The following is a 20,617-nucleotide window of genomic DNA, read 5'->3' as shown; positions in this document are numbered from 1 at the left end:
TCTTATGAGAAATGAAGAAAAATAAGAAAGAGGTAGAAAACATGAAGAGCAAATATCGATTCAGGCGGATCCTTTCAGGGGTGATGGCGGCAGTCACCATCTTATCCACGGTCATTTCACCGTTGACCGTTTATGCTTCGGAAGAGCCGAAAACGGCAGAACCGCCAGCTTATGAATCCGTAAAGGATCTGCTGGATGAAGAGGAAGTGGTAAAAGCCAACGATCTGGAGCTGGAAGTCGGACAGGAGTTTGATGTTTCCAGTGACCGCACGAATCTGGAAATTAAGGACGAAAGCAAAGTCAAAGTGATATTCCAGAAAGCAGAGAATGACGCCGGGGAGAACTTCAGCACCAGCCATGCAGACACTTACCATGCCGTTTATTATGTGGAGCCAGTCAACCAGAACCACCCGGTTTATCAGATTGGGAGAAATCTGATCGTAAAAGAGCCTGTGACAGCAGCTCAGAGTGAACCGCAGACAGAACAGGCAGTTACCGAAGAGGATACAGGTTCTGATGATGAGGAAGCTGCCTCGCAGGAAGAAACTGAGACAGTGCCTGTAGAGACAGAAATTGTTGAGCCGGAGACAGCTGAATCTGAAACAGAGGAAGCGGAGACAGAAGAACCGGAAGAAACAGAATCCGAATTTCAGGATGGACTTTCTGAATCCGAGTTTGATGCCGCATTAGAGGAATCCGAAACGGAAAATACAACCGATGCAGAATCCGGGCTGACACTCAGCGATGTTCTGGAGCAGGCAGGGGAACAGGATATTGACCTGATAGCAATGGAAGATGGGGAAACCGTTTCATTCACCGCAGTCAATACCAGTACAAGAGCAACCCAGGACGTGAATGTGACAAGAGGGACTGCATACTATTATGCAGACTACGGTTTGGGCTCCTATGTAACCTATAAATATACCGTAAAATTTGGAAACGTGTCTGCAACTGCCTACTGTGTGCAGCCGTCCAAGGCAGGACCTGGGGATGGTGTCTATAAGATCACCAAACTGGGTGACAGCAAAGCACTGGCAAAAGTATGCTACTACGGCACAAAAGCATCCGGCGAAAATGGATTTTTCTCAGAGAAACATCCTGATTTTTCCGCTGGAAAACAGTTTATCATTGTCCATCTGGCTGCGTCTTATGCCAATAACAGTAGTGACGCTTTTTCCGGTACGAATGCAACCGGACAGGCTCTGGCAATGGAACTCTACAATTATTGCATGAGCCAGCCGGAGATACCGGAAGTGGACATGAGTTTCTCCAATGCAAATGTTACCGCATATATCAGCGGCAACAGCCAGAGAACAGAAGAGATCACCTTCAAGGCATCCGAACTGCAGACCATCACCATGAAGCTGCCGTCCGGTGTCAAACTGCATAATGTGACAACGGGAAAAACAAGCAGTGCAGGTGCATCCGTGGAGATCTGCGGCGGTACCAAATTCTACTTATCTGCACCGCTGACACAGGCAGTGGATGTCAAAGGGGAATGGTCTGTCACCATGAAGGGAAGCATCATCAAAGATTATTCCGCTTATAAGATCACAACCGGAAGCGAGACACAGGACCTTGCCCTGGTATTTGGCGAGGGTGTGACCGATGAGAAATATGTAGATTTTAAAGTATCATGGGTAAAAAAGGCAACTCTGGAGATCGTAAAGAAAGACCGTAAGAGCAACAAAGCCATCGCAGGTGCAGTTTATGGCGTTTACAGTGACAAGGATGGAAAGAACCTGATCACAAAGATGCCGGCCACAGATGCCAACGGAGCTTCCAGCGTTACGATCACCAAAACACAGGATACCGTATACCTGAAAGAAATCTCCGTACCAAACGGATATCTGCTGGATACCAAAGCCTACGATGTGAAACTGGTCATCGGGGATACCGTAAAACAGACTGTTACCGATGCAGAGCAGATGGCAAGCCTGACCGTTTACAAATTAGGCGAAGTCCTGACCGGAGCAAAGGTGACCGATGATGGTGTTTCCTTTGTTTATACCGAGCAGAAACAGAAAGGTGCGGTTTATAACGTTTATGCCGCGTCGGACATTGTATCCGCAGACGGAACAGTAGTCTACAAAAAAGACGCATTAGTCAAAGCCGGACTTACCACCGGAGATGACGGAAGTGCCACACTGGATAATCTATATCTGGGGAAATATGTAGTAAAAGAAATGCAGGCACCACAAAATCTGGTATGCACAGGCGAAAGCCAGGAGATCACCCTTTCCTATGCTGGAAGCAACGTAGAAAAGGTCATGGGAAGCGTGACATTCAAAAATGACCGCCAGAAAGCAAGCGTAAGTGTATACAAGCAGGATAAGGAAACCAGGAAATACCTTCCGGGCGGCACTTATGGTCTGTATGCCGGAAATGACATCAAAGCAGCGGACGGAACCATTGTGGTCAAGAAAGATACTCTCATTGAGAAAGCAGTGACCGGAATAGACGGAAAAGCCGTATATCAGGCAGACCTGCCGATAGCCAACAGCTACTACATGAAAGAGCTGGGTGCACCAGCTGGATATGTGAGAAACGGCGAGGATGTGTACTCCTTTACCTTCCAGTACACAACAGACAAAGAGGCAACGGTTTCTTTCAACCATACGTTCCAGAATGAGCGGATCAATGCGAAGATCAAACTGGTAAAAGAGGATTCCGAAACCGGAAAGACCGCACAGGGAGATGCAACCCTTGAGGGTGCTGTTTACGGATTGTATGCCCGTGAAGATATCGTACATCCAGATGGACAGACAGGTGTTCTTTACCCGGCAGGAACACAGATTGCAACCCTGACTACGGATACAGAGGGAAATGCAGAAGTCGCAGACCTCTATCTCGGAAAGTATTACGTTAAAGAACTGACTCCGCCTGTCGGATATCTGGCAGACCCGGGAGAACATGATCTGGAGTGTAATGACGAGGGAGATCTGGTTCAGACGGTAGAACGTACCGTAACTTCTCTGGAATATGTGATCAAACAGCCGTTTCAGGTCATCAAAGCCGCCAACAACGGAAAGACCGATGCCGATCTGTTAAAAGGTGTGGGATTCAGTGCATATCTGGAGAGCAGCCTGAAGAAAAATAAGGACGGTTCCTATGATTTTACATCCGCTACTCCGGTCGTGCTGACTGCAGACGGACAGACAGAAATGTTCACGGATGAGCGTGGATATGCATGCTCCATTCCGCTTGCATACGGGACTTACATTGTAAGAGAAACCACCACACCGCACAACTTCAAACCAGTTGATGATTTCAAAGTTGTGATTTCAGAGAACAATCCAGAGAAACCGCAGGTATGGCGTGTGCTTCTGGACGAAGAGTTTGAAGCAAAATTAAAAATCGTCAAAAAAGATGACGAGACAAAGAAATCTGTTCTGGTTCCGAATACTGAATTTAAAGTATACGATCTGGATAACAAGAAATATGTAGAACAAGTGACTACTTATCCATCCACTACGGTACATAAATCCTATTTTACGGATGAAAACGGATACCTGATCCTGCCACAGAATCTGGCTTGTGGAAATTACCGCATCGAAGAAGTGACTGCACCAGATGGATATACCCACAGCACCAATACCGTGGAAATCAAGGTAGACAGTGATACCGCATACCAGGAAGATCCGGTCAGCGGTGACCTGATCATCGAGGTGGATTTTGAGAACCACCCAGCTAAGGGCAGACTGACCATCCGCAAAGAAGGCGAAGTAGTCAAAGGTTTTGATAAAGACTTTACTTATGAGGAAGCCAGCCTTGCAGGAGCCGTGTTTGAAGTTTACGCCTCCGAGGATATCTATACCGCAGACCATCAGACAGATGAGAACGGCAACCGTTATCTGGAATATGCCAAGGACACACTGGTGGCAACGGTAACGACCGATGAAACCGGAAGTGCCGTAATCGAGAATCTTCCGCTCGGAAAATACCGTGTAGAAGAGAAAAAAGCACCGGAAGGATACACCTGGAATGCCAAAGGAGAAAAGGTAACCTTTACCTATGTCGGACAGGATACCCCGGTTGTAGACGAAGAAGTGACATTTACCAATGAACGCCAGAAGGTAAGCATCACCGTGGAAAAACAGGATGCAGAAACCGGAAGCGTGGTAGCTGGAGCCGTCTTTGGTCTTTATAATAAGAATGAGATCAAATCCGGTGACAATGTAATCGTGAAAGCGGACACCTTATTACAGGAGATTACAAGCGATGAAAAGGGACAGGCACACTTCACCCTGGACCTGCCGCTTGGAACTTATTATGTAAAAGAAATTTCTGCACCGGACGGTTTTGTATCCTCTGATGAGGTACTGGAATTTGATGCCACCTATCAGGGACAGGACATCCAGACCATTAAACTGAAATCGATTAAGAAGAACCAGCCGACGACCATCGAGGTGACAAAATCCGATCTGACAACAGGCGTGGAGTTGAACGGAGCATCCCTTTCTGTTCTGGATGAGGATGGAAACGTGATCGACAGCTGGACTTCCGTAAAGGATGAGCCTCATGTGATCAAATATCTGACTGTTGGAAAAACCTATATCCTCCGTGAATCCCTTGCACCGCTTGGTTATTTAAAGACTACGGATGTGAAATTCACCATCGAGGATACCGCAGAAATACAGAAAGTGGAAATGCAGGACCATGTACCGAAAGCACTGCTGATCGTAAACAAGAAGGGCGAATTCCTCGATAAGATCACCCTGCTGGATAACGTCAAAGGTGTTGTGGAACATTTCTTTGAGTACATTACAGGAAGCCTGACAGACGTTACCTTCGAAATCCGTGCTGCCGAAGATATCAAAGCAGCTGATGGCGTAAGCCCGGACTATTATTCCAAGGACGAACTGGTAGCAACTGTAACTACCGATGCAAACGGTGTTGCAGAAGTATCTGACCTTCCGGTTGGAAAATATTATGTCAAAGAGGTAGGCACAGCATATGGTTATATCCTGGATGAAGAACCACGATATGTAGATCTTTCCTACCGCGATCAGGATACCCCGGTTGTCGTATACGATGAGGACTGGCAGAACAACCGCCAGAAGGTGAAAGTGAACGTCCTGAAGAAAGAAAAGGATACCGACCGTGTATTAAAAGGCGGCATCTTTGGATTGTACACTAGGAACGACATCCTGTCCGCATCTGGAAAGGTGCTGATGGAAGCAGATACCCTGATCGAGTTAAAAACAACAGATGTAGATGGAAAGATTTCCTTTATTGCAGACCTGCCGATTGACGGAACCTATTATGTGAAGGAGCTGTATGCACCGGATGGATTTGTCACCACCGGAGAAGAAAAGGAATTTGTTTTTGAGTACCAGGGAGACAAAGAAGCAGAAGTGTCCTATGAGTTCGTATTTGAAGATGAGCCGACAACCGTGGAACTTTCCAAAACCGATCTGACCACAGGCGAGGAACTGCCGGGAGCCAGATTACAGCTGACGGATGAAAACGGGGCTGTTGTTGAGGAATGGACATCCACCAAGGAGCCGCACATCATCAAAGAATTGGTTGTAGGAAAATCGTACACCCTGACAGAAACCAAGCCGGCCGATGGATATGCCACTGCGGAAAGCATCACATTCACCGTGGAGAATACTGTAGAGATCCAGAAACAGGTAATGGAAGATGATGTGACCAAAGTGGAGATCAGCAAAACGGATATTACCGGAGATAATGAGATCGAAGGAGCCAAACTGACCATCACAGATGAAAATGGCAATATCGTAGAAACCTGGACTTCCGGTAAAGAGCCGCATTATATCGAAAAACTTCCAATCGGTAAATACACCCTGAAAGAAGAGCAGGCTCCAAACGGTTATGTCGTTTCGGAAGAGATCACCTTCGAGGTGGCAGACACCGCAGAGATCCAGAAGGTAGCCATGAAAGATGATACCGCAAAGGGACGTCTGATCATTGAGAAAACGGACAAGGATACCGGAGCTGCACTGAAAGGTGCGGAATTTGAATTGAGGGATGCCGATGGCAAAGTGGTAGAAACCCTGACCACTGATGAAAACGGTCATGCAACCAGCGGACTGCTTGCAATCGGAACTTATAAGGATGGCAAATTTGATAAGGCAGCCATTTATTATCTGGTTGAGACCAAAGCACCGGAAGGATATCAGATGGATGAGACCAAGCATGAAGTGACATTTACTTATGTAGATGACAAAACCCCAGTGATTGAAGTCATCCAGAAAGTGACGAACGAGAAGCTGCCGGAGGACACCCCGTCTGTAAGTAACCCGAAAACAGGCGATGACACCAACCTCTGGTTTCCGGCCCTGTGCCTAATCCTTTCCACAGGCGGTCTGATCGGCATGGGTGTGGCATCCAGAAGAAAGAAGAAAAAAGGGGGCAGATAGGCTGAAACAATTATATTTTGCGTATGGAAGCAACATGGATCTGGACCAGATGGCATATCGGTGCCCAAAGGCGGAGATGGTAGAAACCGTCCGCCTGGAGGGGTATCGGCTGACCTTTGCAGCCGCAGGAAGCGGTCTTGCCACCATCTTCCCGGAAGAGGGAAGCCATGTGGACGGCGTCCTCTGGTCACTGACCGGGGACTGCGAAAAGAGCCTGGATCTTTATGAAGGCTATCCTGATTTTTACGACAAACAGGAAATCACCGTCAAGAATAAAGGCGGAAGAGAGATCAAAGCCATTGTCTATATCATGACAAAAGATTACATGCAGAACTTTAATCCGCCCGGACGGTCGTACTTGACCGGAATCTTAAAGGGCTGCAGACAGAACCAGATTCCGACAGAGCCGATCCTGAAAGCAGCCAGAAAACCGCCTGTGCCGGGACAGACGCAGAAAAGCCAGCCAAAGAAGCAGAGGAAAGCCGGACAGGAACGATGAAAATCGCGAAAAAACTTTTTCAAACGGTATGCCTTGCAGCACTTTTCTTAAGTGCCGGGTTCCTGCTTTACCATATGGTATATCTCCCAATGGAGAACAAAAAGCTGGTGGCAGAGCTGAAAGGGAATTTCCCGGAGCCGGAAGCTCCGGGAGCCTCAGGATCTGAAAAGAAAGATCAACCAGCTGGGAGAAAATGCCCGGTGGCTGCGGTAGACCTTGTTTCTCTCCAGGAACAATACCCGGATGTGCAGGGATGGCTGACCATACCGGATACCGGGATTGATTACCCGGTGCTTCAGTCCGAACAGGAGAATGGGGAGTTTTACCTGAAACGGAATTACAAAAAGGAATATGACATCAACGGAAGCCTGTTTTTACAGGCAGACTGTAAAGTGTCCGAAAGCAGGAATCTCATCATTTACGGTCACAACATGAACAGCGGGGCGATGTTCGGAAACCTGGACTTATATGCAGGGGAAGATTATTATAACGCCCATCGTTTTGCTTATCTTCAGACAGAGGACGGCATTCAGGAGTATAAGATTGTCACGGTACTGAAAGCAGACCGGAATCTGTTCCCGTTCCAGCAGAAACTTCCAGATGTGGTGGCCGTGCAAGAGTACCTAAAAGTAGCCAAGCGGAGGGAAGTGTTCGAAACCGGAGATGATTACCTGAAGTGTATATACGATAAGGTTTTGACGCTCGTCACGTGTTCATATGAATGGAGCGGTGCCAGGAATATCGTCCTGGCGGTGCCGGTTTCCGGGGCAGTGTGGAGTCAGAAGTGTTCGTAAGTACCCGAAAAGTGCAGAAAATGAGACAAATAATGACCGCATGGGCAGGGATGTGTTCAAAACAGGGGAGTATATAAAGGGTGTATGCCAGGTGTATTCAGATGGAAAATGTGTTCAAAAGTGGAAACTTTGGTAAATACTCTACGGAATATCAGCGAATGCTCTAACGAAAAGTGTCTGAAAGCCCCCAAAAAGTGTAGAAAATGAGACAAATGATGACCGCACAGACTGGGAAGTGTTCAAAACAGAGGGATTATGTAAGGGTGTGTGTTGGTAGTATTCAGGTGGAAAAAAGTGTCTGAACGTACTAGAAAAGTGCAGAATGTGAGACAGCTCATAATCCAGATCCGGCAGGAAGTGTTCCAAAAAGGAGTGCTTTCTGCTGGATCTATTTAGTTTATAACGAGCAGCGAGTTTTGACTCGTTGGAAAGGATGGTAATAATTATGAAACGATTTTATACAGCAGAATCCGTAACGGAAGGACATCCGGATAAGCTCTGCGACTTAATTGCAGACAGTATTCTGGATGCGTGTCTGAAAGAGGACGAAAATTCCAAGGTGGCCTGCGAAGTGCTGGCTACTAAAGGGAACATCATTGTGGCAGGAGAGATCACCAGCCGATATGAGCCACAGGTGTTTGAAATCGTCAGAAAGGTGTTGGAGAGTGCAGGCTATGAAGCAGATGGAATCCATATGGATGCCCTCATCCACAAACAGAGTCCGGATATCGCCGGGGCAGTGGAACGTTCCAGAGAACGCAGGACAGGGACTGTTTCTGTTCAGAGCGGACTTGCCAATGGAGCCGGGGATCAGGGAATCATGGTGGGATACGCCTGCGATGATACGCCGCAGCTTATGCCGATGCCAGTGGTTCTGGCGAACCGCATCGTAAGAGAACTGTCTGCAAGCCGTAGAAGCGGATATATCATGGGAATCCTGCCGGACGGAAAAGCACAGGTGACCGTGGAATACGAAGATGACAGACCTGTCCGTCTGGATACGGTCGTTGTGTCCTGTCAGCATGAAAAGGAAAAATCCCTTCGGAAGCTGGAGCATGAGATCCGGGAGAAAGTGCTGCGCCCGGCACTCCGCATGCTGCCGCCGGATGAGGATACCAAGATCCTGATTAATCCATCGGGCAGATTTGTGTGCGGAGGTCTGGATGCAGACACCGGACTGACCGGAAGGAAGCTGATGGTGGATACCTACGGTGGCATGGTACCGCATGGCGGCGGTGCATTTTCCGGGAAGGACTGTTCCAAAGTTGACCGATCCGGGGCGTATATGGCTCGTTACATCGCCAAAAACATGGTGGCTGCCGGACTTGCCAGCCGATGTCAGGTGTCCCTTGCCTATGCCATCGGGGTTGCCCAGCCAGTCATGGTGCAGGTGGACACCTTTGGAACCGGAAAGATTTGTGCGGATGACTGCCTCGCTGCAGCGATCCCTCTGGTGTTCGGGCTTACCCCAAGCCAGATCTGTGACACCCTGCACCTGAAGCGGCCAATCTACCGACAGAGTGCCGTGTTCGGGCATTTTGGAAGAAAGGAATTCCCGTGGGAGAAAACGGATAAGGCAGAGCAGCTCCGGGATACCGTGATGTAATGCCGTGGATTTCGGAAGAAGAGATCAAACGGGCAAGGGAAATCACCGCCATTGAGTACCTGAAGAAATACCAGCCGAACCGCCTGAAAAAATCTTCAGCCAGAAATGAATGGGAGCTGACAGACCACGATAGCTTTAAAATCAACGAGCTCACCAGCCAGTGGCACTGGAAATCCAGAGATATCGGGGGAACCAGTGCCTTAAATTTCCTGATCCATGTAGATGGGTGTTCCTTTCTGGAGGCAGTGCAAATGCTGAAAGATGAGTATCCCACCTACATCCCTCCGCCTGTGGAGACAAAGCCCAAAAAGCTGTTTGTCCTGCCGCCAGCCAGCCCGGACTGCCGCAGGGTGTTCCGATATCTGAAAGAGCGCGGAATCAGTGGAGAGGTCTTACAGCAGTGTGTTCATCTGGAAATCCTCTATGAGAGCCTGCCCTATCACAATGCTGTGTTCGTAGGCCGGGACGAAAATCAGGTGGCAAGATATGCTTTCCTGCGTGGGATTTACGATGCCAGCGGAAAGGCTTTTAAGATGGAACAGGCTGGAAGCGAAAAGGCATACGCTTTTTGTGTTCCGGCACAAACAGGATGCAGACGGGTTGCCGTTTATGAAGCCTGTGTGGATGTGCTGGCGCACATGACACTGGAACAGGGAAGCCGGGATAAGTACCGTCTGGAGCTTGGCGGGATCAGTGCACCAAAAGAAGGGCAGAGCCAGCGGAGTATGAAAAAGCCGCAGGCACTGGAACATTTTCTGTCCCAGCACCCGGAGATTACCGAGATTGAAGTATGTACCGACAATGACTTTGCCGGACGGTGGGCGTGTGAACATATCCGAAAAGCCTACGAGGGAAGCTATCGGATCATCGAGAACCTGCCGGAGATCGAAGGGGCAGACTGGGCAGATATGGCAAAGATGGCTGCCCGAACACCGGAGAAACGGCAGAGAAAGGAAGTGAGGTGATGCCTATCAAAGAAAAAATAGAAGTGGAAATGCTGTCCCCTCTGATGGCAGAGTTTATCCCGGACTATTCAGATATTGTGGATCTGGATGATGCGGAACCATTGGAAGGACCTGACCTGGTGCAGTATCAGCCATCTATAGCAGAAAAGGTTGACGAGATCAACCGGCTCGGTATGCCTGACAACCAGCCATGCAACCTGATTGATTATTTTGACCGAAATAAGGACATTAAGGAAAAAGTGGAACGCATTACAATGGCGGTAAAAGAACAGGATGGTGTTTTATATGGCTGTGCAAACCTGACACTCCGGGAGAATCTGACACCAGAGGAATACCGTGTGGTGGGGCAGTATCTGAGAGGCCAGTACAGCGATGGCTGGGGAGAAAGTCTGGAACAACGGGAGATCAAGGTAGACGGCGGTGAATTATACTTACATTTCTATGTCGGTGCCGGCTCGGATTTCCAGATACAGGTGAAAGCACCAGAAAACGAGATGCAGGAACAGCAGCCGAAACCAAATCCGTCCCGTCCGAAGCTGAAGCTCTTAGGGCATGACGGAAATATTTTCTCAATCCTTGGGGATGCCTCAAGATTGCTCAGATGTGCCGGGATGTCCGAACAGGCCAACGAGATGGCAGACCGTGTCCACAAGAGTGGCAATTATTATGAAGCACTGGGAATCATCAGCGAATATGTGGAAACCGAACTGTCGGATCACCGTGAACAGCGCAGAACACCGAGAAAAGAAGTACCAAAAAAAGAGGATACCTGCCGATGAGCAGTTCCATAGATAGAAGCACTTCCAGAGAAATCTGGGAAATAAGCAAGAGGAAGGATGATGCCTATGGGAAATACCCTGAAACTTGAAGATCTTTTAAAACCGGACTGTCTGCCGGATGAGTCTGCCGGAGGGGAGAACTGGCGTATCTTGCATGGGGATACCTTAAAGCTGGTAAAAGGATTCCAGCCGGGGATTTTTGATGCAGTCGTGACCGATCCGCCCTATGCGTCCGGGGGAACCAAGCAGAATGAACGCAACCGCACCACCAACCAGAAGTATAGCAGCATGAAAGCAGAGAATGCCCTTCCGGACTTTGATGGGGATAACAAGGATCAGCGTTCCTGGACCCACTGGATGGCAGAATGGCTGTACGATGTGCGGAAAGCCTGCAAGAGAGGGGCTCCGATCTGCCTTTTTATTGACTGGAGACAGTACCCGTCTATCACCGATGCCCTTCAGTGGGCAGGCTGGATCTGGAGAGGAACTGCAGTCTGGGACAAAGGAAATTCCCGTCCGCAAAAAGGCAGGTTTCGCCAGCAGGCAGAATACATCGTGTGGGGAAGCAACGGTCCGATGCCAATCAACCGCCCGGTGTCCTGTCTTCCGGGTGTGTTCCGTTATGGGAATCCCCAGAACCGCATCCATGTGACAGAAAAGCCGCTCCAACTGATGAAGGATGTCATCCAGATCTGCGAGCCGGGCGGCCTGATCTTAGACCCGTTTGCCGGAGCTGGCACGACCATCCTTGCGGCGACAGAGTCGGGCTATCAGGCAGTCGGCATCGAAGTGACGGATGCATATTATAAGCTGGGAAGCGACCGTGTCCGTATCGCACTGGAAGCCGGGGTAGGAGCAGAGAATAAAGAACCACAGTAACCGGATGTCTGCCAGACATCTGAAAAAAGGAAGAAAAGAATCCAGATGTCCACAAGACATCCACAGAGCCGGAATGCTTTGTGGGTGTTTCTTTTTGGAAAAACGCCGGGCAGAGGAAACTTGTCTGGTCAGGAAAGGAGATGGTCGTATTGGAACAGGCACTTGCTTATGTCTGCTGCTCTGCAGAAGAGGGAAAGACCAAAGTACAGCGGTACTGCCGGAAGATCTACGAACTGGGATATGTGCCGATCTGTCCGCAGTACAGCTTTTCCCCATTCCTTGATGATGGGGATGCGGAGGATATGCAGGCTATGCGGAGAATGTCCCATCAGATCTTAAGACGGTGCAGGATGGTGGTCGTCTGCGGAAAAGAGACCACCGGGACGATGAACACGGAGATCAGCATGGCTGACAGACTCCATATCATCTGTACCACGCTGGATGGGTTAAGCAAAATCAAAGAAAACGAATAATTCCGAAAAACGATAGGTTCAGAGGGGACGAAGCAAAATGCGACTGGTTTTGCAAGCATAGCGTTTGGATATCCAAACGCACTTTGGGGAGAACCCCAATCCCCCATACCGAGCCGTAAACAGACGAAAGGAGAACGAAAAAATGTTGGGATTTATATTTGGCACAATGACCGGAGGAGTAATGGGCGTTTTTGCAATGTGTCTTTTCATAGCTGGAAAGCGTGAGGATGAGGCACTGGAGCGGTGCCGGATGAAACCAAAGGAGATCATTGACCACGGCGTGTGCATCTGTTTTGTAAACAGCCAGGGAGAGGAACTGTTCCGTCTGGCAGACGGGGAAAGCCTTGTGCAGAATGCCCCAAATGGAGAGCGGAACGTATCCACCTGCCACTATCTGGATGCCGATTCTGCTATGATTGATGGGAAAAAATGGAACCTCCTGGAATTCGCAAAAGAGATGGAAAAGAGAGGGATCATGTTCGCCCCGATGGAGCTGTGCCAGGTACCGGAAAGGGGGTGAGGCCTATATGAAGAAAAAGATCATTGCTGCAGCCGTAGCCATTGGCGTGCTGACAGGATTCCTGATCTGGAAAAACCGTGAAATGTAAGGAAACGATTAATAACCCGTTGGAAAGCAGGTGAAGAGATGAGAAAAAGAAACCATGTGATACCAGTCCGCCTAAATACAAAGGAGCTGCGTTTTCTGGAAGAGCAGGTAGAAAAAAGCGGCCTGTCCCGTGAGGAATACATACGTTCCCTTGTCATGGGCGGCGAAGTCCGGGCAAGACCCTGTGAGCATCATACGGAGCTTTTGCGGAAAATATCCGGTCTGTGCAACAACGCCAACCAGCTTGCCCATGTAGCCAACGGCTGTGGGATGGCCGGGGAAGAGAGTATCCGGGAAATGCTCCGCATGACGAAAGAGACATGGAGACTGGTCAAAGAGGAATGGTAGCCGATGGCATACACCAGTATCATCCCGGTCAGCCGTCTGGACAATTCCATCACGTACATCCGAAACAAGGATAAGACCACCAAGAAAGGGCAGAGTGCCGGCTCTCTGGAAGAAGCCATCGATTACGCCATGAATCGGGACAAGACGGAGCGTTCCGTTTTTGAGGATGCCATCGGCTGCGTCTGTGAGACTGCCTATCAAGATATGGTAGCTACGAAGAAACGATACCACAAGATGGACGGAGTACAGGGGTACCATCTGGTGCAGAGCTTTGTCAAAGGGGAAGTCACCCCGGAGCTTGCTCACCAGATCGGCATGGAAATGGCAGAAAGGCTCCTTCAGGGAAAATACGAAGCAGTCATCACCACCCATCTGAATACGGAGCATTACCACAACCACATCGTGTTTAATTCCGTGAGCATGGAAGATGGGAAAAAGTACCACAGCAACATCAGGAGTTACTATGAGGATGTAAGGAAAGCTTCGGATGCCTTATGTCTGAAATACGGCTTATCTGTCATCGAACCGAAAAACGGCAAAGGGAAATCCTATGCACAGTGGATGGCAGAACAGGACGGAAAGCCGACCTGGAGAACCTCGATCCGTCTGGACATCCGGGATGCTGTGGCAGAGAGCTTCACATGGAAACAGTTTCTGGAACAGATGAAGCAGAGGGGATACCAGTGGAAGCTGAACCGGAAGTACATTGCATTAAAAGCACCGGGGATGGAACGGTATATCCGTCTGCGGAGCCTTGGGAAGCATTACTCGGAAGAGAGCATCCGGCAGTGGATCTTGCAGCCCAAGAGCAGGATACCTGCTGGAAAAGAAGGAGATTCCAGATCCCCGAAAAAGAAGTTAAAAGGGATACAGGCCCTGTACTATTCCTATCTGTACCAGATGGGTGCCCTAAAGCAGAAGCCGAAAAGGATCTCCCCGGTGCTCCGGGCAGACATCCGAAAACTGGATGCCAGGATCGAGCAGATGGAATTTCTACAGAAGCATCAGATCACTACCCGTGAAGAGCTACTCACCTACCGCACATCGTTGGAAGAGAGGGTACAGGCACTCACGAAAGAGCGGAAGCGGCTCTACCGGAGCGAACCGGACAGTGTCAGGATCGGTCAGATCACCGAAGAACTGAAGCCGCTTCGAAAGGATATCCGCATTTGTATCCGGATCGAACAGCAGTCCCAGGAGATGGAAGAAAAGATGCGTCTGGCAGAGCAGATCCAGAGACAGGAAGAAGAACAGACGGAGAAAAACAGAAAACCGAGAACAGAAAGCAGGTGAACAACATGAATTATGGAGGCGATGCGGCGGACCAGATCGTCCGGTATTCCTTGGACGGCGTGGACCACGGGCTCAGGCTTTCGGGTACGCTGGCAAAGCATCTGGCGGTATTTGTTGCCGCCGTATTAAAAGACCAGAAGAAAACGAGGGGCAAGACCAGAATGGTGCGGATGTTAAAGGAGAACAAGCCATTGAAGTTCTTCACTGTGCCATCTGACCGCCTGCGTGAATTCTGCAGTGAGGGCAGGAAACGAGGACTGCTCTATGTGATCATCCGGGATAAAAAGAACCCGGAAATGAGCGAGGTCATGGTCTTTGCCGATGATGCAGCCAAAGTCAACCGTGTCATGGATAAGATGAACCTTGATTTTGTAAGGAGCGAAGTCGGGGAAGCTGTCCATGAGGTAACCGCCGGAATGGAAGCACCGGAAACCGAAGCAGTACAGGAAACTGTGCAGATGCCGGAGGGCGAGGTGCAGTTTGAAATCAGCGATCTGGACGAAGCATTCCAGGTCGGTGACATGGACTTTTCTGAAGAGGAAAAGAACCAGAATCATCCCGAAAAGGAGTTTTCCGAACCGGAAAATTTTATCCCGGTGCAGGAAGAGGGGGAAGAGAATCTGTCCGGCTCTTCCTTGCACAGCAGAAATATTTCTACCGGGCAGGAAAAAGGGACTGATGCAGGGCTGAGGGAACAGGAGCGTCCCAGTGTCCGCCGGGAGCTGGAGAACATCAAACGGGAGAAAGCAGAGGAATCCCAGAAGCGGAGCCGGGAAAAGAACCGTGGACCAAGGAAAACGCAGAAGAAAGCAAGAAATAAACGAAAGGTGAAAGCGAGGTAGAAGATGGACCTGACAAAATTTTTAGGGCAGGACTCGCAGGAGCAGTCCGCCCAGCGGTTATCGAAAGAAGAATATGCCGCACAGAAAAAGCAGGAGAGGGAAGAAATCTGGGGTATGATCGATGGAAAGGCACAGGAGGTCTTCCAGAATGGGGACTCCTTAAAAGGATTCCTTGATTTTATGGGACAGTGCAAGCCGCAGAGGACAGACAACCTGTTCCTGCTTTATGCACAGAATCCGGAGATACGGCAGGTCAAGACCTTTGAAAAATGGAAGGAAGAAGGCAAGGTAGTCAAGACCGGAAGCAAGGGATACAACTTCATTGTCGGACAGGAATATGAAAAGGACGGTGTCATCCAGCAGGGGTACTCCATCCAGAAAGCCTATGACATCAGCCAGATCCGTACCAAGCAGCCGGAAGAGGCAGAGCCAAAGCCGATGGACCAGCTGATGGAAGCACTGCTGACTGACAGCGAGGTACGGATTCAGATCGCAGACAATCTGCCGGATAAGGTACAGGCACAGTACATCCCGAATAAGCGGACGATCTATGTTCGAAATGGCATGAGCGAAAATGCAACGTTCCATTCCATCAGCCGGGAGCTGGCCTGTGCATCCCTTGACCATCACGATGGAAGCTACAGCAGGGCAGGGGTATCGGCACAGGCCTATTGTGCGGCGTATGTGACAGCACAGAAATACGGCATGGATGTCTCCGGTTTTTCCTTTGACAAGGTATGCCAGATGCAGGCATTCGGACAGAAAGATCCGAAAGAACTCCGCTCCTTTATCCAGGATGTAAAGAGTGCAGCCTATTCCATTGGCAAGCAGGTAGACCGCAACCTTGGCAAAAGCGAGCAGGAATTTATGACCGATGAATTTGCCATCCCGGAGGAAAAAACGGAGAAACCTGCCAAGAGTAAAAAGTCCCCGGAACGCTGATAAAAAGGGGCTTTTCCGGCTCTTTTGCAGTAGCTTTCCGGGAGGAAGTGTGGTATGTTGTGGTTGAGAAAAAAGAGGAAAAAAGGAGGCTCGCCTATGACAAGAATGCGATATGTAAAGATGGACCGGATCATGAACCACATGCTGATCCATGCACTCCGGGAAGTGTTCCGGCAGGAAAAAGAACAGGGGCTTCCGGTGGATACCACACGGGATCTGGTTCTGAAGCTGGCAGAGCAGGAAGAGGGAAAGCTCTACCTGACAGAAGCCGAACACAGCAAATCCGTGGAAGCCTTAAACCAGCTCCGGGACACATACCTGAAAAACGGACGCTATTCCGATGGGATCGATAGCGTCCTCTTAAAGATCATGAAATCCAGATACCGCCCATACCGTGGAAGGGGAAGATGAAGAAAGGATGTGGTACAAATATACAGAAATATGACACAAGAAAGAATAGAAGCCATGCGGAGAAGATATCCGCCGGGAACCGAGGTCACGCTTAACAGCATGGAGGGGGAGAGCCACATGCCACCCGGCTTAAAAGGTAAGGTGGATATGGTAGACGATGCAGGGCAGATCCACGTAAACTGGGAGAATGGAAGCAGCCTTGCCCTCGTTCCGGGAGTGGACAGCTTCCACATCACGGATCTGCCGAGAGCAGAGAGGCCAAAACAGCAGCCATCCCGGTAACAAACAGCCGGAAGTCAGACTGGGTGATCTGGCTTGCCGGACTGCCTGTCATCTGGTGGGCAGCGATCCTGCTTGCGGATGCCATCCAGCCGGGCAGGAATCTTTTCGAGCTGATGAAGGTTCTCACAGAAAAGCTGAACCATCCCTTCCAGTTTCATTATACGGAATATACCATCAAGTCGATGCTGGTCTGCACGTTACTTTACGCAGCCGGGATCGGCATTTTTTATTCCAGTCAGAAGAACTACCGCAGAGGGGAAGAACATGGCTCTGCCAGATGGGGCGGTGCCCGGCAGATCTGTAAGAAATATAGCCAGAAGCCGTACTCCCAGAACATCCTGCTGACACAGAACTTCCGCATTAGCCTTGACACCCACAAGCACCGCAGATGTCTCAACATTCTCGTAGTGGGAGGCTCCGGTGCAGGAAAATCCAGAGGCTTTGCCCTGCCAAACATCATGCAGTGCTGCTGTTCGATGGTCATCACCGATCCGAAAGCCGAGCTGCTCCGAAAGACAGGCGGCCTGCTGGAAAAGAAAGGATATGAGGTGCGTGTCTTTGACCTCATCAATCCCGACACATCTTTTTGCTACAATCCATTCGAGTATGTCCACGATGACAAAGACGTGCTCCGTCTTATTTCCAATCTGATACAAAACACCACACCCAAAGGTTCCCAGTCTTCTGATCCCTTCTGGGAGAAGAGCGAAACCGCACTGCTTCAGGCACTGATGCTGTATCTGCTCCACGAAGCTCCGCCGGAAGAACAGAACTTCGCCATGATCATGGAGATGTTAGGCTCGGCACAGGTAAAAGAAGAGGACGAGGACTACGAGTCCCCTCTGGACATTTTGTTTGACCGTCTGGAGATGCGGGACCCGGACAGCATTGCCGTCAAGCAGTATCACATTTACAAGCAGGCGGCAGGAAAGACCGCCAAGTCCATCCTGATCAGTGTAGGTGTCCGGCTGGCAGCCTTCAATCTGCCGCAGATCGCCAAGCTGACCAATACTGATGAACTGGATCTTTCCAGCATGGGAGAAAGAAAAGTTGCCCTTTTCTGCTGTATCCCGGATGCAGACACCTCTTTGAATTATCTGGTAGGCATGATCTACAGCCAGCTTTTCCAGACGCTTTATTACATGGCAGACCGTGTGCATGGCGGTGCCCTCCCGGTTCCGGTCAACTGCATCATGGATGAGTTTCCAAACGTATCCCTGCCAAATGAGTTTGAGAAGATCCTGGCAACCTGCCGTTCCCGTTCCATTTACTGCAGCATCATCATCCAGAACATGAGCCAGCTAAAGGCTCTGTTCAAGGACTCCTGGGAAAGTCTGGTGGGCAACTGCGATGAGTTTTTGTACCTGGGCGGCAATGAAAAAGAGACACACAAATATGTATCAGAATTACTGGGGAAAGAAACCATAGACACCAACACCTACGGGCAGACCAAAGGAAAATCCGGCAGCTACTCCACCAACTTCCAGCAGAGCGGAAGGGAGCTGTTACAGCCGGATGAAGTCCGTATGCTGGATAACCAGAATGCACTTCTGTTTATCCGCGGGGAGCGGCCCATACTGGATGCCAAGTATGACCTGATGAAGCATCCCAACATCCGGTATACCGAGGACGGAGGTGCCGGCCCGTTCAATTATGCGAAAGCACCGCTGGCGCATGACGATTTTACATTTGACGAAACAAGATATGACGATTACGAACTGCTTCTGGATGAGGACATCATCGGGGAGCTTTTTTGATGGGAGGAATGCCAATGAATTTACTGAAAAATAAGAAACACACAGAAATCAGGAAAGAGACCGCACCGCTGAAGATGAAGAGAGGGCAGAAGAAACTGTTTGCTCTGTATGCAGTCATGGTACTGTCAATCTGCATTGGGGCGACCTGCGTTTATGCCGCAGGCGATCCGCTGACCGTAGTCAATAACCTGTCCACGTTTATCTTTTCCCTGATCCGCGCCATTGGCCTGATCCTGCTGGGATTTGGTATCGTGCAGGTCGGTCTGTCCTTAAAGAGCCACGATCCAAGCCAGAGGGCAAACGGATTTCTGACACTGGCAGGCGGTATCATCATTACCTTTGCAAAAGAGATCCTGGACCTGATCATGGGATAGGAGAAGAGTCCAGAAGGGGAGCCATGCGAAATGCCGGCTCCCTGCTCACTTTTGAGGATGGGAGGTGAAACTGTTTGAGTGATAACTGGATCGTACAGAATCTAAATTCTGCCTTGCAGACCTGGAGTGACAAGCTGGCCGAGATCTGGACACTGCTGACGCAAAGCCCGGAAAATTTCAAGGGCGGTGCGATCTGGAGCGTAATGACGAACATCAACGGAGGGCTCCGAGCCATCGGGTACGGCCTGCTGGTCTTATTTTTTGCGGCAGGGCTGGTGAAAACCTGTGGGAGCTTCACGGATATGAAAAAGCCGGAACATGTAGTGAAAGCCTTTATCCGTTTCGCACTGGCACAGGGAGCCGTCATGTCCGGCATGGAACTTCTGACGGCAATTTTTTCCATTGTGCAGGGGATCATCTCCAGCATTATGTCTCATTCCGGGATGGCAGGTGGAACGGTAACGGAACTGCCCTCAGAGATCGTGGACAAGATCGAAGCAGTCGGGATGCTGGAATCCATCCCTTTGTGGATCGTAACCCTATTGGGCAGCCTGCTGATTACGGTATTGTCATTTGTCATGATTCTGACTGTATACGGAAGAATGTTCAAGCTGTATATGTACACAGCCATCGCACCGATCCCGCTGGCAACCTTTGCCGGGGAGCCAACTCAGTCCGTAGGAAAGAATTTTATCCGTTCCTATGCCGGGGTATGTCTGGAAGGAGCCATCATCGCACTGGCCTGCATCATCTTTTCGGTGTTTGCGGCGAGTCCGCCGGCCGTCGAGGATACCAGCCTGTCTGCTGTGACGATTGTCTGGAATTACATCGGGGAGCTGGTATTTAACTTACTGGTACTGGTCGGGGCAGTGAAAGCATCTGACCGGATTGTAAAAGAGATCATGGGATTATAGGAGGCAAAAAAATGGAAGAACCAAAGACACTGAGCTACGACTGGCAGTATGGCCGGGAGAAATTATTTCTCCGGGTAGACAGTTACATGAACGATGACAATCTCTATATCGGGCTTTACCACATGGAAGATGGATGCCCGGAAAGCTTTGCAGACCTTACGGTAAACCTGCCCTTTGCTCCGCTGGGCGGTATCAATGAAGCCTATATCGACCACAATTTCAGTAAAGAAAAGCTTCGTTTTATAAAGCAGTATAAGCTGGGAACGATCCAGCCGGATACCGCATCATCCGGTTACTGCATTTTCCAGAGGGTTGCATTCGACCTGAAAAAACTGGCAGAGCTTGATCCGGAAGGAACAAAAAGATTTATGGAAAGAAATGGCACCCAGCAAGGGGATGCATCCAAACAGAAACCAAAGAAAAAACAGAGATCACAAAGAGAAAGGTAGAAAACAACATGGAAGTG

The 20,617-nt window shown here is 49.6% G+C and carries 19 protein-coding genes; all 19 read left to right on the top strand.

Going from position 1 to position 20,617, the window contains the following annotated elements; genetic code table 11:
• The first annotated feature begins 41 nt into the window (after positions 1-41).
• The 19 genes from DWW86_RS15335 to DWW86_RS15245 all read left to right on the top strand — a co-directional run bounded on the left by DWW86_RS15335 (position 42) and on the right by DWW86_RS15245 (position 20,600).
• Positions 42-6,386 (top strand): LPXTG cell wall anchor domain-containing protein, encoded by a 6,345-nt coding sequence (locus DWW86_RS15335; RefSeq protein ID WP_117943895.1) that lies wholly within the window; start codon positions 42-44, stop codon positions 6,384-6,386.
• Complete coding sequence (locus DWW86_RS15330; protein ID WP_117943894.1) at positions 6,346-6,885, top strand: gamma-glutamylcyclotransferase family protein; 540 nt, start codon at positions 6,346-6,348, stop codon at positions 6,883-6,885. The genes DWW86_RS15335 and DWW86_RS15330 overlap by 41 nt, the downstream gene beginning before the upstream one ends.
• Positions 6,882-7,679, top strand: a complete 798-nt coding sequence (locus DWW86_RS15325) for a class B sortase (protein ID WP_055155767.1) — start codon at positions 6,882-6,884, stop codon at positions 7,677-7,679. The genes DWW86_RS15330 and DWW86_RS15325 overlap by 4 nt, the downstream gene beginning before the upstream one ends.
• Before the next feature lie 445 nt (positions 7,680-8,124).
• A complete protein-coding gene (gene metK, locus DWW86_RS15320) occupies positions 8,125-9,285 on the top strand; it encodes a methionine adenosyltransferase (RefSeq protein ID WP_117943893.1) in 1,161 nt (386 codons plus the stop codon).
• Positions 9,285-10,250: a DUF3991 domain-containing protein gene (locus tag DWW86_RS15315; RefSeq protein ID WP_117943892.1), complete on the top strand. Its 966-nt coding sequence runs from the start codon at positions 9,285-9,287 to the stop codon at positions 10,248-10,250. The genes metK and DWW86_RS15315 overlap by 1 nt, the downstream gene beginning before the upstream one ends.
• The gene (locus DWW86_RS15310; RefSeq protein ID WP_055155770.1) at positions 10,250-11,029 is read left to right on the top strand and encodes a hypothetical protein; all 780 of its coding nucleotides are present in this window, start codon (positions 10,250-10,252) and stop codon (positions 11,027-11,029) included. Before DWW86_RS15315 ends, DWW86_RS15310 begins: the two co-directional genes overlap by 1 nt.
• 57 nt (positions 11,030-11,086) lie before the next feature.
• A complete protein-coding gene (locus DWW86_RS15305; protein WP_055155771.1) occupies positions 11,087-11,908 on the top strand; it encodes a DNA-methyltransferase in 822 nt (273 codons plus the stop codon).
• A gap of 149 nt (positions 11,909-12,057) precedes the next feature.
• On the top strand, positions 12,058-12,381 hold the full coding sequence (locus DWW86_RS15300) for a DUF7768 domain-containing protein (RefSeq protein ID WP_019162195.1): 324 nt from the start codon (positions 12,058-12,060) through the stop codon (positions 12,379-12,381).
• Positions 12,382-12,523: 142 nt separating this feature from the next.
• Entirely contained in the window at positions 12,524-12,901 is a 378-nt protein-coding gene (locus tag DWW86_RS15295) for a DUF3789 domain-containing protein (protein ID WP_117808228.1), read from the top strand.
• A 126-nt stretch (positions 12,902-13,027) separates the two neighbouring features.
• Positions 13,028-13,336, top strand: a complete 309-nt coding sequence (locus DWW86_RS15290; RefSeq protein ID WP_117808229.1) for a plasmid mobilization protein — start codon at positions 13,028-13,030, stop codon at positions 13,334-13,336.
• A 3-nt stretch (positions 13,337-13,339) separates the two neighbouring features.
• Entirely contained in the window at positions 13,340-14,629 is a 1,290-nt protein-coding gene (locus DWW86_RS15285) for a relaxase/mobilization nuclease domain-containing protein (protein WP_117808230.1), read from the top strand.
• 5 nt (positions 14,630-14,634) lie between these two features.
• Positions 14,635-15,471, top strand: coding sequence for a PcfB family protein (locus DWW86_RS15280; RefSeq protein WP_117889133.1), 837 nt, complete (start codon positions 14,635-14,637; stop codon positions 15,469-15,471).
• A gap of 3 nt (positions 15,472-15,474) precedes the next feature.
• Positions 15,475-16,413: an ArdC-like ssDNA-binding domain-containing protein gene (locus DWW86_RS15275; protein WP_117943891.1), complete on the top strand. Its 939-nt coding sequence runs from the start codon at positions 15,475-15,477 to the stop codon at positions 16,411-16,413.
• Positions 16,414-16,509: 96 nt separating this feature from the next.
• Positions 16,510-16,824 (top strand): hypothetical protein, encoded by a 315-nt coding sequence (locus DWW86_RS15270; protein ID WP_015513376.1) that lies wholly within the window; start codon positions 16,510-16,512, stop codon positions 16,822-16,824.
• A 30-nt stretch (positions 16,825-16,854) separates the two neighbouring features.
• Positions 16,855-17,106: a DUF4314 domain-containing protein gene (locus DWW86_RS15265; RefSeq protein WP_015513377.1), complete on the top strand. Its 252-nt coding sequence runs from the start codon at positions 16,855-16,857 to the stop codon at positions 17,104-17,106.
• Positions 17,097-18,863 carry a VirD4-like conjugal transfer protein, CD1115 family gene (locus DWW86_RS15260; protein ID WP_353652728.1) on the top strand — a complete coding sequence of 589 codons (1,767 nt, stop codon included), beginning with the start codon at positions 17,097-17,099 and terminating at the stop codon, positions 18,861-18,863. The genes DWW86_RS15265 and DWW86_RS15260 overlap by 10 nt, the downstream gene beginning before the upstream one ends.
• A gap of 8 nt (positions 18,864-18,871) precedes the next feature.
• Positions 18,872-19,237 (top strand): glutamyl-tRNA amidotransferase, encoded by a 366-nt coding sequence (locus DWW86_RS15255; protein ID WP_446714943.1) that lies wholly within the window; start codon positions 18,872-18,874, stop codon positions 19,235-19,237.
• Positions 19,238-19,311: 74 nt separating this feature from the next.
• Positions 19,312-20,151, top strand: a complete 840-nt coding sequence (locus DWW86_RS15250; protein WP_117808235.1) for a VirB6/TrbL-like conjugal transfer protein, CD1112 family — start codon at positions 19,312-19,314, stop codon at positions 20,149-20,151.
• A gap of 11 nt (positions 20,152-20,162) precedes the next feature.
• Positions 20,163-20,600 (top strand): DUF4313 domain-containing protein, encoded by a 438-nt coding sequence (locus DWW86_RS15245; protein ID WP_117628473.1) that lies wholly within the window; start codon positions 20,163-20,165, stop codon positions 20,598-20,600.
• The last annotated feature ends 17 nt before the right edge of the window (positions 20,601-20,617 follow it).

Source organism: Ruminococcus sp. AF17-22AC (assembly GCF_003460065.1).
Lineage (GTDB): Bacteria > Bacillota > Clostridia > Lachnospirales > Lachnospiraceae > Blautia_A.
The sequence above is the reverse complement of the archived record's forward strand: the minus strand, read 5'-3'. Positions and strand labels throughout refer to the sequence as shown.

Coding starts and splice junctions, on each gene's coding strand:
- DWW86_RS15335 (WP_117943895.1), top strand. CDS start 42: ATGAAGAGCAAATATCGATTCAGGCGGATCCTTTCAGGGGTGATGGCG.
- DWW86_RS15325 (WP_055155767.1), top strand. CDS start 6,882: ATGAAAATCGCGAAAAAACTTTTTCAAACGGTATGCCTTGCAGCACTT.
- metK (WP_117943893.1), top strand. CDS start 8,125: ATGAAACGATTTTATACAGCAGAATCCGTAACGGAAGGACATCCGGAT.
- DWW86_RS15315 (WP_117943892.1), top strand. CDS start 9,285: ATGCCGTGGATTTCGGAAGAAGAGATCAAACGGGCAAGGGAAATCACC.
- DWW86_RS15310 (WP_055155770.1), top strand. CDS start 10,250: ATGCCTATCAAAGAAAAAATAGAAGTGGAAATGCTGTCCCCTCTGATG.
- DWW86_RS15305 (WP_055155771.1), top strand. CDS start 11,087: ATGATGCCTATGGGAAATACCCTGAAACTTGAAGATCTTTTAAAACCG.
- DWW86_RS15295 (WP_117808228.1), top strand. CDS start 12,524: ATGTTGGGATTTATATTTGGCACAATGACCGGAGGAGTAATGGGCGTT.
- DWW86_RS15290 (WP_117808229.1), top strand. CDS start 13,028: ATGAGAAAAAGAAACCATGTGATACCAGTCCGCCTAAATACAAAGGAG.
- DWW86_RS15285 (WP_117808230.1), top strand. CDS start 13,340: ATGGCATACACCAGTATCATCCCGGTCAGCCGTCTGGACAATTCCATC.
- DWW86_RS15280 (WP_117889133.1), top strand. CDS start 14,635: ATGAATTATGGAGGCGATGCGGCGGACCAGATCGTCCGGTATTCCTTG.
- DWW86_RS15275 (WP_117943891.1), top strand. CDS start 15,475: ATGGACCTGACAAAATTTTTAGGGCAGGACTCGCAGGAGCAGTCCGCC.
- DWW86_RS15270 (WP_015513376.1), top strand. CDS start 16,510: ATGACAAGAATGCGATATGTAAAGATGGACCGGATCATGAACCACATG.
- DWW86_RS15265 (WP_015513377.1), top strand. CDS start 16,855: ATGACACAAGAAAGAATAGAAGCCATGCGGAGAAGATATCCGCCGGGA.
- DWW86_RS15255 (WP_446714943.1), top strand. CDS start 18,872: ATGCCAATGAATTTACTGAAAAATAAGAAACACACAGAAATCAGGAAA.
- DWW86_RS15245 (WP_117628473.1), top strand. CDS start 20,163: ATGGAAGAACCAAAGACACTGAGCTACGACTGGCAGTATGGCCGGGAG.